We start from the raw sequence: 15,029 nt of genomic DNA, 5'->3' as shown, positions 1-15,029 counted from the left end.
CAAACAAAATGATACAAAAGCAAGCTTTTATTATGGCTTTTATGAATATGTTCGCTCATACCCACAAAAATACATATCATTACGCTACACCCGAGGCAGAGCCTCGGGGAATTCTATAGATTAAATTTAGTGATTTAGTTGTAAGACCTACCAACAAAGACGGAGATGCAATTACTGTTAGAGAAGCATTGTTTTATAACAAACCTGTTCTTGCGTCTAACATTATCCAACGTCCTACTGGCGTATACCTATTTAAAAACCGTGATTGGATGGACTTCTACAGACAGATCAAAAATGTATTTAATAATACAGAATCATCCCCAGTAGCTGCATCTCAAAAATTAAATTTCAAATTAATATATGAACAGATTTATCTAACACCTGAATTAAAAATAGACAGTGGACGAACCTTTTCTTAAATTAAAATCCTACTGTGAAGCAGAAAAATTTGCTGGTTGGGATCCCTATGATGGATTAAATTCCAAAATATTCAGTGCTACACCATTCAAAAATTGGGATTTAGCAAGATTAGCTTGGATTCAAGGTTTTAAGCGTAGTCCAATTAACTTTAGGAAGATGCTCATGGTTCCCAAGCAACATAATGCCAAGGGGATCGGATTGTTTTTAAATGGTTATTGTAATCTGTACAAACTCGCAGAGAAAGGTGAAACTAGCTTTGGTACAATAGAAGACATACGCAGTCGTATTGATGAATTGGCGGAATTACTTTTAAAAATGCAAAAAACAACATATTCAGGGGCCTGTTGGGGATACAATTTTGATTGGCAAGCCCGTCGTTTGTTTTTATTTCCTGCCGATACCCCTACCGTTGTGGCTACCTCATTTTGTGTTCAAGCTTTATTGAACTCCTATGAAATAACCAAAAACCAGAAATACCTTCAAACAGCCTTAAGTGCCGCCAACTTTATTATGCAGGACCTAAATAGATCGGATTTTAATTCAGGATTCCTGTTTTCCTATTCTCCCCTCAAGGGAAATGACACCGTAATTAATGCCAGTTTACTAGGGGCTAAAACCTTATCCCTCATCTATAACTATTCCAATAATCCAGAGCATCTGGAATTGGCCCATACCTCAATAAAAGCCTGTTGTGAAGCCCAGCAAAAAGATGGTTCCTGGGTATATGGCATGTTGCCGGTTCAGAATTGGATTGATAGCTTCCATACCGGTTATAATTTGGATGCTATTCAGGTCTATCAAAATGTATCTGGAAATAAGGAGTTTAACAATCATCTAGAATTAGGGTTTCAATTTTACATCCGAAATTTTTTTCTGGAAGATGGGACTCCAAAATATTATCACAACAAGACATACCCCATAGATATCCACTGCCCAGGACAGCTATTGGTAAATCTTTCTGTACAAAACAAGTTCCAGAAGAACAAAGAACTTGCGGACAAGGTTATGCAATGGACCCTAAACCATATGCAGGACAAAAAAGGTTATTTTTATTACCAACTTAAAAAAGGAATCAGTTCCAAAATTTCTTATATGCGATGGAGCAATGCCTTTATGTTTAATGCAATGAGTTATTATTTATTGGAATCAAACAGAACAAATGGAATATAAGAGCTTAAACGGAGTGAAGACCTACGCCCCCCAATCCCGAGTGGAATTGATGGATTATGCTATGGCCAAAAAAAGCATTTTAGTCGCCGTTAATGCAGAAAAAATATTGCATGCCACGGATGTTACCCGGGCCATTATAAATAGAAATGTAGGCTATCCGGATGGCACTGGTGCCGTTTGGGCATTACAAAGAAAGGGACATTACAATACCGTTAAAATTCCCGGTTGTGAGCTCTGGTTGGATATTGTCAGTGCTTACTATAAGACCAAAAGCTTTTATTTGGTAGGTGGCCAACAAGCAGTAATCGATGCCACGGTGACTAAGTTACAAACGGATTTTCCAGGCATACGAATTGTAAACTATAGAAACGGCTATATTAAAACAGCCCATGAACAAAATGCCTTGATACAGGATATTGTTCTAAAACAACCTGATATTGTTTTTGTGGCCATGGGATCTCCAAAGCAAGAATTGTTAATGGAGGAAATTCAACAACAACACGAGGCCCTATATCAAGGTTTGGGCGGTAGTTTTGACGTCTACATTGGCACAGTTAAACGTGCCCCGGATTGGTGGGTAAAGAATAATTTGGAATGGACCTACCGCTTGATCAATCAGCCCACGCGTATTAAAAGGCAAATACATTTGGTGAGGTTTTTTGTACGCCTCCAATTGGGCCAACTATAATTCATTTAAAACTATTTTAAGCAGTTATTAGAAAACAAAGAATGATAAAAAATATAACCCTTATTGCCGGAGCTCGACCCAATTTCATGAAAATTGCGCCCATTATCCATGCCATTACAGCTGCTAAAGCTAATGGAGCGCTAATAGACTACCGCTTGGTACATACAGGGCAACATTATGACAAAAAGATGTCGGGCGATTTTTTTGAGCAGTTGGATATACCTGAGCCCCATGTCAATTTGGAGGCAGGGGGAGGCTCACAAGCAGAACAAACGGCTAATATTATGGTCCGCTATGAAAAGGAGCTCCTTGCCCACCCTACCAATCTGGTTCTGGTGGTTGGAGATGTAACCTCTACCATGGCCTGCGCCATTACCGCCCAAAAACTACATACCAAAGTGGCGCATGTGGAAGGTGGCATTAGATCTAACGACTGGTCCATGCCCGAGGAAATAAATCGCTTGGTAACCGATGCCATTACCAATTACTTTTTCACCACCTCCGAAATCGCCAATAGCAACCTAAGACATAGCGGGGTAAAGGAAGAAAGTATATTCTATGTGGGCAATACCATGATCGACACCCTATTAAAACAGCGTCCACGGTTTATTAAACCCCCTATCTGGAAAAGTTTGGATTTACAGGACAGGAACTATTTGGTGATGACCCTGCACCGTCCTGCCAATGTAGATCAGGAAGCCCAATTAAAAGCCCTAATAGACGAAATAATAGCCAATACCCAAGACCTGCCCCTTGTTTTTCCAGTACATCCGCGTACTGCCAAAATTTTGGAAAACATGGGTATTTTCCATCCTAGGCTACACATGGTGGAACCCTTAAGCTATTTGGAATTTAATTATTTGGTGGAAAGGGCCAAAGTGGTACTTACGGATTCTGGAGGCATTACGGAAGAGACAACGGTTATGGGAGTGCCCTGTATGACCCTTAGGGACAACACGGAACGTCCCGAGACCATCACGGAAGGGACTAACGAACTTATAGGCACTGATCCAAAAGCTATAGCCCCGGCCATGAAAAAATTGTTCTCCGGGAATTGGAAAACGGGAGGCATACCCCACTTATGGGATGGTAAAGCAGCCGAAAGGATTGTGGGGCATATATTAAAATTATCGTGTTGTTAATCCTTTTTAAGTTATGCCAAAAAAGCGGTAGTTTTGCGCTTTAAGCACAACTTAAAGATTTTGACTTAGAGGATGAAAAAGGGCTTTGTTTTAATTGGTCAATATCTGGCACGATTACTTAATAACAAAGTAAAATAATTTAAAGAATAGCTGTTAGATAGCTTTTATAGGCTACTTTTTAAAGAGGTCTAAAAAAAATCAAAGAATAAGATGAAGGAAGCACCCTATAGTATAGAACATTTTGAGGAAGAGGAATCCATTCAAATAAAGGAAATCCTTCAAAAATATTTACGGTATTGGCCCTGGTTCGTTTTGGCAATTTTCTTATGTATAGGACTAGGTTATACCTATTTGCGCTATGCCCCTATCATCTACAAATCACAGGCCAAAATTAAGATCGTGGACGAATCCCAGGAAGCGGATATTGCTTCGAGTGCGCGTTCATTATTTAGTGGCAAGTCCACAATCATTCTGGAAAATGAGATCGAAATTTTAAAATCTTACCGGATCCTATCCCAAGTGGTCGACGAATTGCACCTGGATATATCCTTTTATGAAGTAGGAAATGTAAAAACTAGACGGATCTGGGCCCCTCCCTTTGAGATTACCAAACATGTTGCTGCGGATAGTTTAGGGAGGGCAAGGCCATATATCATTGCATTAGGTGCAAAAGGCATTACGATTACCGATACTAATGAAAAAACCTATACGCCAAATCTAAACGAACCGGAACAACAAACGGAAGGTCTTCCTTTTGATATCCGTATGGTGAAGGGTATTGACCCCGCGTTGTACGAGGGTATAACCTATAAGGTAATCCTTAGCCCCCTAAAAAGTACTGTATTGGCACTGGCGACAAGTTTACAAGTACAGCCTACAAATAAAAAGAGTGAAATTCTGTCCCTCACTTTGCAAAGTGAAAGTATAGACCTTAACGAGGCCATCCTAAATACTTTGATTGAAAAATTTAACAAGGACGGGGTCTTGGACCGCCAATTGGTGAGCCAGCGTACCCTGAACTTTATAGACGAACGCTTTCTATATTTGAGTGAAGAGCTGGATTCCATTGAAGGAGGCAAGGAAAGTTTTAAGCGTTCCAACAACCTGTCCTATATTGAGGCCGATGCCGGGATGAGCCTCCAACGGAAATCGGAGACCGAGGAAGAGGTGATCAAATTGGAAAACCAGATATCCATTTCACAGATCCTGAGGGAAACTGTAATCAATCAAAGCGATTATGGCCTATTGCCCGCCAATATTGGGATAGAAAATTCCAGCCTTAACAATTTGGTGGTGGGTTATAATCAAATGTCCCTAGAACGGGAAAAATTATTGCCCACTGTAGGCAAGGACCACCCAACACTACAAAATCTAAACGGCCAATTGGAACGCGCCAAGGTCAACATTATAAAATCTGTAAACATCTACGGAACCCAATTAAAAAATTCGCTCCTACAGCTTAAACAGGAGGAAAGCCGGGCCGGGTCCGTATTTTCCAGACTGCCAGAAAAGGAAAAAATGCTCCGCTCCATAGAGCGCCAACAAAGCATAAAAGAAAACCTCTTTTTATTGCTGTTGCAAAAACGGGAAGAAGCCGCCATTAGCTATGCGGTTACCGCCCCAACAGTAAAGGTAGTAGACTACGGCCTAACCAACAATATTCCGGTATCGCCCAAAAAGCTCATGGTATATGCGCTCTCGCTCCTTGCTGGGATGTTCCTGCCCTTTGCCGTGCTCTACATTCGCTTTACCCTGGATACCAAAATACGCGACCGCAACGACATAGAAAAAGCAACTACCGATATCCCCGTGGTAGGAGAAATCCCTTACTTTAAGGACGTAAAAAAGAAATTGGAAATGAACGATCGCTCTATAATGGCGGAGTCATTCCGGATTTTGAGTACCAATGTGGACTACCTCCTCACACAAAAAGAAAAAGGGATTGGTCAATTGGTCATGGTTACCTCCTCTGTTAAAGGAGAGGGCAAGACCCTAATGGCCTATAACCTTTCCTTGGCCTATGCCAGTTTAAACAAAAAAGTCCTGCTTATCGGTGCCGATCTGCGAAATCCACAGTTGCATGGCTTTTACGGTCTAAGTGTTAACCATATAGGTCTTTCGGATTACCTTAAAGATCCTGGGATGAATTGGAAGGACTGTGTAGTAAAGAGTGGAGATGACAATCCCTATCACCATATCTGTTTTGGGGGTTCCATACCTCCTAACACGGCCCAGCTGTTATCCAGTTCCGCCTTTGAAAAATTTGTAACAAGCGCCAAAAAGGAGTTCGACTATATTGTTGTAGATACCGCACCTACCATGTTGGTTACCGATACCCTCTTGATCTCCAAATTCGCAGATGCCACGGTATTTGTCACTCGCTCCGGCTTAACGGACAAGCGCCTCTTGGAATTCTCCAAAAACCTGCACAAAACCAAAAAGCTTAAAAATATGGCCTATGTGGTAAACGGTGTGGGCAATGGCAAGGCCAAAGGCTATAATTATGGCTACGGTTATGGGTATGGGAGCGAACAATAAACAGTGAACAGTGGTCAGTAGTCAGTGAACAGTTTTCAGTGGCTCAAACCATTTAAAGTTCAAAGTTTAAGGTTAAAGGTTGAAAGCCCGTCACTTCGAGTAATCCGATGAAGGAGGATAGTATCGAGAAGGGATTTCAGTGGTCAGTTTTCAATGAACAGGGATCTTCAAGAACTTGTGGCTTCGACTACGCTCAGCCACCGTTTAAAGTTTTCGGAGATTGAGCGGAGTCGAAATCGAAGTAGCCGGTGAACAGTCTTCAGTAATCAGTGGCTGAAATAATGAACAGTTAACAATTAGCAATAAACAATGATAATGTTCAAGGTTCAATGTTTAAAAGTTGAAAGTCGTCACTTCGAGTGGTTTTGCATAACGAAGTGGAGCAAAATTGTATCGAGAAGCCCTCCAACTGACTAAAGACATATAACCGTCAATGCGAGCTTGCCCGGCCGTCAGACGGGTGCAGCGCGGCAATCTGCTTGTTCCCATGAAGAGATTGCTTCGTCGCTATCACTCCTCGCAATGACGAATGTCCTCACGGAGATTGAGCGTAGTCGAAATCGAAGTATATAGGAACATTAATAAGTTGACGGTTTAATGTTCAATATTCTAGGTTTTTGGAACAACGAAAAAAGCTCCTTCCCCTGGCTAGGCCTGTCCCGCTTTTTAGCGGGAGGAAAAGGTGGCTTCGACAGAGGAGAAGACGGAAGGGGTTCGAAGCGCTGCAATCTACTTCTTACAGTATAAAATTAACAATTAGCAATAAACAATGCTAATGTTCAATGTCCAATGTTTAAAAGTTAAAAGTCGTCACTTCGAGTGATTTTATGGAGTGCAACGAAATAAAATTGGTTTGAGAAGCACTCGGTTCTCGATACTAAATGCCTATCGGCATTTCACTCGAACTGACGAAAGACATAAAACCGTCATTGCGAGCTTGCCCGGCCGTCAGACGGGTGCAGCGCGGCAATCTGCTTGTTCCCATGAAGAGATTGCTTCGTCGCTATCACTCCTCGCAATGACGAATGTCCTCACGGAGATTGAGCGGAGTCGAAATCGAAATATATAGGAACATTAATAAGTTGACGGTTTAATGTTCAATATTCTAGGTTTTTGGAACAACGAAAAAAGCTCCTTCCCCTGGCTAGGCCTGTCCCGATTTTTAGCGGGAGGAAAAGGTGGCTTCGACAGAGGAGAAGACGGAAGGGGTTCGAAGCGCTGCAATCTACTTCTTACAGTATAAAATTAACAATTAGCAATAAACAATGCTAATGTTCAATGTCCAATGTTTAAAAGTTAAAAGTCGTCACTTCGAGTGATTTTATGTAGCGCAGCGCAATAAAATTGGTTTGAGAAGCACTCGGTTCTCGATACTAAATGGCTATCGGCATTTCACTCGAACTGACGAAAGACATAAAACCGTCATTGCGAGCCAGTCATTTCGAACGATAGAGAGAAATCACACAAGTAGCTCAACTCAAACACGAATTGAACACTTAACCTCTAAATAAAACCATAGATTCACGAATACCCCTAAAATAATTATGCCATGAGCTAAATCACACAAGTAGCTCCATCCTAGTATGTGTGATTTCTCTCCCGGTAGTTATGGGGAGTCCAGAAAAGGGACTCTGTCGAAGTGACTAGAAGTCCCCCAACTCACCTCCCGCATAGGCTGGAGCAGGCATTTCGAAGTCGAGGGAATAATTGTTGCATAAAATACATTATTGGTACCTGACCTATTCCCCTCTTGGGAGAGCCTGTCCCGCTTTTTAGCGGGAGGTTAGGGGTGGGTTTTTGACAGGAGTTCGCAGTGTGTTTTTCCCGCTATCCACAATCTCATGTAGTATTTCCCAAGACCTGGGCTTTCAATCCCTTCCGTCTTCCCGCTTGAAAAAGCGGAATGACACCTTCCCTTAGCCAAGGGAAGGAGCTAAAACTTTTACTTAAAAGGACCTTTTTTTATTCAAAAGTTTCAAATCGAAAATCTACCTACTTCTGTATACAGTGAAAAATAACCAATTAGCAATACTTCATTCAATTTTCAAATTACTTCATTTTCAAATCTTCAAATTGGTATATTACCAAATCAACCAATTGTTACATTACCCCATTGGTACATTTTCAAATTAACAAATTCTCTACTGACTTTTGGCTTGTGCCATTTGCCAGCCAGTCATTGCGAGCATGCCTAGCCGTCAGGCAAGCGCAGCGCGGCAATCTGCTTGTTCCTATGAAGAGATTGCTTCGTCGCTATCACTCCCTGCCTAGCCAGTCAGGCTGGCTCGCATTGACGAACCTCTACTAGAGTCCTCCCCCTTATGGCTCCTAAACCAAAAAAAACTATATTTGGGCATAGTAGCTATTTTAAACCAACCCCACTACCCTATGGTTTCATTGAAAAATTTACCAACAATCCTCTTGCTGGCCCTGCTCACGGCCTGTGGCTCAAAAGAAAATAAAATGGATTCCAAACAGGATCTGGCTATTGGCATCATTGCCGACTGTCAATACTGCTTCTGCGAATCTTCCCCAAGCCGGTTTTATAAAAACTCTCCCGATAAACTCAAAAAGGCGGTTGCGGCACTTAATAAAGAAGAATTGGATTATGCCATTCATTTGGGCGACTTCATAGATCGAGATTTTAACAGTTTTGATACGGTCCTTCCTATTTGGAACGGTTTAAAGACCAAGAAATACCACGTGCTGGGCAATCATGATTTTAGTGTGGTCGATTCCCTAAAGCCATTGGTCATGGACAAAATGAACCTGAAGCAACGCTACTATAGCCTGATCGAAAACAACTGGCGATTCATTATACTGGATGGAAATGATCTAAGCTATCAAGGTGCCATCACTCCCGAGAAAATAGCGCAGACCGACTCCCTATTTACCCTACTTTCCACATCTGACCTTCCCAACCTACAAACCTGGAACGGCGGTCTAAGCCATGAACAATTGCAATGGGTGGAAAGTGAACTAAAACTGGCTACTGAGAATAACGAAAATGTGGGGTTCTATTGTCATTTCCCAGTAATGGGCGAGGATAAGGTCCACCGTTTATGGAACAGTACCCAGCTCATCTCCCTGATCGACAACTACCCCAACGTGAAGTTCTATTTCAACGGACATAACCACAATGGAGATTATATGGAAAGAAAAGGAGTGCATTACCTCACCTTTAAAGGCATGGTAGAAACCGATAGCACTTCCGCCTTTTCCACCGTAGAATTCAAAAAAGATTCCATTTTGGTCCATGGCCATGGCCGGGAACCCTCTAGGGGACTGAAAATTAAGTAGTTTTCAGCCAGAAGCCATTAGCCATCCCGATAGTTATCGGGAGGCAATAGGCACTAGTAGCTTGTTATTGCACAGTTTTCAGTTCACTAATAAAAATTTAAAAAAATATCAAAGGCGGCGCAGCCAAAATCCTTATTCGCAGCATAGAGGCCGAAAGCTCTGAGATCAGGAGTCCCCTGAGGGACGACGCAGAGTTTCGGCCTGGGTTTTTCGACCTCGGTGTCGAAAAAATGCCTTGAAGAAGGCGCCTTTTCTTTTGTTTCGTTTTCTTTGGGCGAGCAAAGAAAATGAAAATAGCCCGTCACTTCGAGTGATCCGACGTAGGAGGATTGTATCGAGAAGTGGACGGCGTGTTAAAAACCTGTTCTCGATACTAAATGGCTATCGCCATTTCACTCGAACTGACGGTAGAACTAAAACCGTCATTGCGAGCTTGCCCGGCCGTCAGACGGGCGCAGCGCGGCAATCTGCCTATTACAATGAACAGTTAACAATTAGCAATAAACAATTTCAATGTTCAAAGTCCTTACGGAGATTGAGCGTAGTCGAAATCCAAGTAGCCGGGAGAAAATAATCAGTGGCTCAAACGATTTAAAGTTAAAAGTTTAATGTTTAATGTTCAAGGTTGAAGGTCCAATGCCCGTCACTTCGAGTGATCCGACGTAGGAGGATTGTATCGAGAAGTGGACGGCGTGTTAAAAACCTGTTCTCGATACTAAATGGCTATCGCCATTTCACTCGAACTGACGAAAGACATAAAACCGTGATTGCGAGCCTGTTTATAGGAAGACATGCGCATCCCGTAGCTATTAGGAGTGCCTTCTTGTTGGGTTCAACAGCTAACGGCACCCCTCTTGGAACGAAGAGGGGAATGAATTTTACGCCAGTTGGCGTGAAAGAAAGGGGAGATTGAAATCCCGAATCTTAAACCCATACGCCATCAATTATCCCATTCCAAAGACCTGAGCTTTCAATCCCTTCCGTCTCTTCAACAGCTAGCGGAGTATCCACCTTCCTTATGCTTCGACTCCGCTCAGCATAGGCCAAAGGGAAGGAGATTTTTTTATCTCGGAATTGCGAATCTCACCAAGAGTCCTCCCCCTAACCCTCCCGCCGAAATGGGCGGGACAGGCCTTCCCAGGAGGGAGAATAATTCCAGACCAAAAATATATTTGACATATCCTAACAAATCCCCTCCCCTTGGGGGAGAGCCTGCCCCGCCTTTTGGCGGGGGTTAGGGCGGGGTCTTTTAAAAAACAAAACCCCCTTCAATTGCTTGAAGGGGGTTTCTAATATATGAATAAAGGATCTTATTTCACTTCCTCGAAATCTACATCTTCTACGTTATCGGCTTCTTTGGCCTCTCCGTTAGCTGATGCTGTATCCTCTCCACCTGCTGGTGCACCTTGTTGTGCATCTGCCTGGGCTTTGTACATTTCTTCAGAAGCTACTTTCCAAGCCTCGTTGATCTTGTCCAAAGCAGGAGTAATCAAAGCTAAATCCTTAGCTTCATGGGCCTTTTTAAGTTCTGCCAAGGCATCCTCGATAGGCTTCTTCTTATCATCGGACAATTTCTCGCCAAATTCTGTCAATTGCTTCTCGGTCTGGAAGATCATTCCATCGGCCTCGTTCAATTTATCGACAGTTTCCTTAGCTATTTTATCCGCTTCTGCATTTGCTTCCGCTTCCGCTTTCATCTTTTTGATCTCTTCCTCCGTTAATCCTGAAGAAGCTTCAATTCTAATGTCCTGCGTTTTGTTGGTAGCCTTATCGGTAGCCGACACTTTTATAATACCATTGGCATCAATATCAAAGGTAACTTCGATCTGTGGCGTTCCTCTTTGTGAAGGTGGAATACCATCCAAATGGAAACGTCCTATAGTTTTGTTATCCTTTGCCATTGGGCGTTCTCCCTGCAATACATGGATCTCAACAGATGGCTGATTGTCCGCTGCTGTAGAGAATACCTGCGATTTTTTGGTAGGGATAGTCGTGTTGGATTCTATCAATTTGGTCATTACACTACCCATAGTTTCAATACCTAGGGACAAAGGCGTAACATCCAATAAAAGAACATCTTTTACATCTCCTGTCAATACCCCACCTTGTATAGCGGCACCTACTGCAACTACCTCATCAGGGTTAACTCCTTTGGAAGGTTTCTTTCCGAAGAATTTCTCAACGGCATCCTGTACCGCAGGAATCCTGGTAGAACCACCAACCAATATAATCTCGTCAATATCACTCTTGCTTAATCCAGCCGCTTTTAATGCAGTGGCACAAGGCTCAATAGTACGTTTTACCAAATCATCGATCAATTGCTCAAATTTAGCTTTGGACAAAGAACGTACCAAATGCTTAGGTCCTGAAGCCGTAGCGGTAACGTATGGAAGGTTAATTTCGGTCTGTGCTGAAGACGACAACTCAATTTTTGCTTTTTCAGCAGCCTCTCTCAAACGTTGCAATGCCATAGCATCTTTACGTAGGTCTATACCTTCTTCTTTGTTGAACTCATCGGCCAACCAATCAATAATCTTTTGATCAACATCATCACCACCCAAGTGGGTATCCCCATCTGTGGACAATACTTCAAAAACACCGTCTCCCAATTCCAAGATAGAAACATCATGTGTTCCTCCACCAAAATCGAAAACCACTATTTTCTGATCCGTATCCTTTTTGTCCATCCCGTAGGCCAAAGAGGCTGCGGTAGGTTCGTTTATAATTCTTTCTACAGTAAGTCCGGCTATTTCACCAGCCTCTTTTGTAGCCTGTCTTTGTGCATCGTTAAAATAAGCAGGAACGGTAATTACCGCTCTTGTAACCGTCTGTCCTAAATAATCCTCGGCCGTTTTCTTCATTTTTTGAAGGATCATTGCCGAAAGTTCCTGTGGAGAATACAAACGCCCATCTATATCTACTCTAGGAGTATCGTTATCTCCTTTTACTACCTTATAAGGTACCCTACCAGCTTCTTTGCTAGATTCGGAGAATTTATTTCCCATAAAACGTTTTATGGAATAAATGGTTTTTGTTGGATTTGTAACTGCCTGTCTTTTGGCAGGATCTCCAACTTTGATCTCACCACCCTCTACAAAGGCAATGACAGATGGAGTAGTTCTTTTACCTTCTGCATTCGGGATTACAACAGCTTCGTTACCCTCCATTACGGAAACACAAGAGTTTGTTGTTCCTAAATCTATTCCAATAATTTTACTCATGTTTATATATTTACTGTTTTGAAAATTCTTTTTAGTACTCGCGTCTATTAAGACAATGATTGTGCCATGACAAAAAATATGACAAGCTGTCAGAAACAATACCGCAATTGACCAAATATTGCAGGCTTATGTCCTTTTTTGGGCATTCCCCCTTGGCCAAAAATATGCCAAGCGGTCGTGCTTTCCATTGCTAGTCCCAATAGTGTCCTTTTCAATGTCCCCTCTTGGGAGCTATTCATTGCAATCACTAATGCATTTTTTAGTTGAAAGTTCAAAGTTATAAAGTTCAAGGTTGCGATTGAGTAGTGAGAACCTTGCCAGAAGGCATTAGCCATCCCGATAGTTATCGGGAGGCAATAGCTTGTTTGTTCAATATTATTAACCGTCCGTCATTGCGAGCTAGCCTACCGATAGGGAGGCGCAGCGTGGCAATCTGCTAACTTCAGTGTACAATAAACAATTAGCAATAAACAATGTTAATGTTCAATGTTCAATGTTGAAAGTCGTCACTTTGAGTGATCCGACGAAGGAGGATTGTATCGAGAAGTAGATGGTGTGCACTTATCCTGTTCTCGATACTAAATGCCTAATGGCATTTCACTCGAACTGACGATAGAGTCTAGAATCTAGACTCATGTCATCACCTGTGTCCGTTCGAGTGCAGTCCAGAACTTGATGTTCTCTAATAGTCCAAAACCGAATGCCCGTCACCTACAGTCAACAGTTTTCAGTAAACAGTGATCAGTGGTCTTCAGGCAATAGGCAATAGTAGGTTGTTAGTTTAACATAATTAACTGACGTCATTGCGAGCTAGCCAACCGATAGGGAGGGGCAGCGTGGCAATCTGCTAACTTCAGTGTACAATAAACAATTAGCAATAAACAATGTTAATGTTCAATGTTCAATGTTGAAAGTCGTCACTTTGAGTGATCCGACGAAGGAGGATTGTATCGAGAAGTGGACGGCGTGTAAAAAACTTGTTCTCGATACTAAATGGCTATCGCCATTTCACTCGAACTGACGAAAGACATAAAACCGTCATTGCGAGAGAAGCGTAGCAATCTGCCTATTACAATGAACAGTGAACAATTAGCAATAAACAATGTTAATGTCTAATGTTTAAAAGTTGAATGTACTCACGGAGATTGAGCGCAGTCGAAATCGAAATATATAGTAACATTAATAAGTTGACTGTTTAATGTTCAATATTATATGTTTTTGGAACAACGAAAAAAAGCTCCTTCCACTGGCTAGGCCTGTCCCGCTTTTTAGCGAGAGGAAAAGGTGGCTTCGACAGAGGAGAAGGCGGAAGGGGTTCGAAGTGTAGTAATCTGCTCGTTCCTATGAAGAGATTCCTTAGTCGCTATCACTCCTCGCAATGACGGATCCTTTGAATGAATAATAAATCTAGCAATAAAATCATAATAAGTACCTACCCAATTCCCCTCTTGGGAGAGCCTGTCCCGCGCATTCCGCGGGAGGTTAGGGGTGGGTTTTTGACAAGAGTTCGTTGAATATTTCACCACCTAACCCATATCTATTGTCATATTCTATGACCGAGGCTTTCAAAACCCTCCGTCTTCGCTTATGGCGAAGCCACCTCCCTTCGTCACAAGGGAGGAGCTCTTGTTATCGTCATTGCGAGCGCAGCGTGGCAATCTGCCTATTACAATGAACAGTTAACAATTAGCAATAAACAATGTAAATGTCTAATGTTTAAAAGTTCAAAGTTGAAGGTCGTCACTTCGAGTGGTTTTGCATAACGTAGTGGAGCAAAATTGTATCGAGAAGTAGACGGCGTGCACTTATCCAGTTCTCGATACTAAATGCCTATTGGCATTTCACTCGAACTGACGATAGAGGCTAGAATCTAGACTCATGTCATCACCTGTGTCCGTTCGAGTGCAGTCCAGAACTCCTTTTTAAACGCAAGACATGACGGCTCCCCTCTTGGAACGAAGAGGGGAATGAATTTTGCGCCAGTTGGCGTAAAAGAAAGGGGAGTTTGAAAACTCCGAACTATTTTACCTCTACCCTGTATTTGGCAACCTGCCCAAGACCTGGGCTTTCAATCCCTTCCGCCTCCTCCGCAACTAGCGGAGGATCCACCTTGTCCTCCAGCCGAAAACGCGGAACAGGCTTATCCAAGGGAAGGAGCCTTTTTTGTTCTAATATTTTAAATAAACCATAGCTATTCCTTCCCCTTGGGGGAGAGCCTGCCCTGCCTTTTGGCGGGGTTAGGGTGGGGTCTATTCCAAAAATACCTTTTTCAACAATAACTTATTATCTCATTTTCAAATTTCCACATTAACTCATTTCCAAATTAACCTTTTTCCCTTCGTCACTTCGAGTGGTTTTATAAAGCGCAGCGAAATAAAATTGTATCAAGAAGGTACTCCAGTGAACAGTAATCCGTAGTCGATTATGTCTATGCCTGAAATACGTTGACCGTTTAAGGTTGTATAAAACTGATCAAAAATGGCAAATTTAGAAGGTTTTAAAAAGAGTTTTGACAAACGATTATCTCGTAATTTTGGTGAGAAGTTTAAA

6 protein-coding genes are annotated in these 15,029 nt (G+C 42.2%); 5 read left to right on the top strand and 1 reads right to left on the bottom strand.

Features of this window, described 5'->3' with window-relative positions:
* Window positions 1–399: 399 nt before the first annotated feature.
* The 5 genes from CWD90_RS22160 to CWD90_RS22140 all read left to right on the top strand — a co-directional run bounded on the left by CWD90_RS22160 (window position 400) and on the right by CWD90_RS22140 (window position 9,258).
* On the top strand, window positions 400–1,590 hold the full coding sequence (locus tag CWD90_RS22160) for a delta-aminolevulinic acid dehydratase (protein ID WP_103478241.1): 1,191 nt from the start codon (window positions 400–402) through the stop codon (window positions 1,588–1,590).
* Window positions 1,580–2,278, top strand: a complete 699-nt coding sequence (locus CWD90_RS22155; protein ID WP_103478240.1) for a WecB/TagA/CpsF family glycosyltransferase — start codon at window positions 1,580–1,582, stop codon at window positions 2,276–2,278. Before CWD90_RS22160 ends, CWD90_RS22155 begins: the two co-directional genes overlap by 11 nt.
* A gap of 41 nt (window positions 2,279–2,319) precedes the next feature.
* Window positions 2,320–3,420, top strand: a complete 1,101-nt coding sequence (wecB, locus tag CWD90_RS22150) for a non-hydrolyzing UDP-N-acetylglucosamine 2-epimerase (protein ID WP_103478239.1) — start codon at window positions 2,320–2,322, stop codon at window positions 3,418–3,420.
* A 210-nt stretch (window positions 3,421–3,630) separates the two neighbouring features.
* Window positions 3,631–5,958: a GumC family protein gene (locus CWD90_RS22145; protein ID WP_103478238.1), complete on the top strand. Its 2,328-nt coding sequence runs from the start codon at window positions 3,631–3,633 to the stop codon at window positions 5,956–5,958.
* A 2,388-nt stretch (window positions 5,959–8,346) separates the two neighbouring features.
* Window positions 8,347–9,258, top strand: coding sequence for a metallophosphoesterase (locus CWD90_RS22140; RefSeq protein WP_192878058.1), 912 nt, complete (start codon window positions 8,347–8,349; stop codon window positions 9,256–9,258).
* Between the two features lie 1,310 nt (window positions 9,259–10,568).
* Here CWD90_RS22140 and dnaK read toward each other — a convergent pair.
* Window positions 10,569–12,479, bottom strand: coding sequence for a molecular chaperone DnaK (gene dnaK / locus CWD90_RS22135; RefSeq protein ID WP_103478237.1), 1,911 nt, complete (start codon window positions 12,477–12,479; stop codon window positions 10,569–10,571).
* Between the last annotated feature and the right edge of the window lie 2,550 nt (window positions 12,480–15,029).

The organism is Arenibacter catalasegens, from assembly GCF_002909235.1.
Classification (GTDB): domain Bacteria; phylum Bacteroidota; class Bacteroidia; order Flavobacteriales; family Flavobacteriaceae; genus Arenibacter; species Arenibacter catalasegens.
The sequence above is the reverse complement of the archived record's forward strand: the minus strand, read 5'-3'. Positions and strand labels throughout refer to the sequence as shown.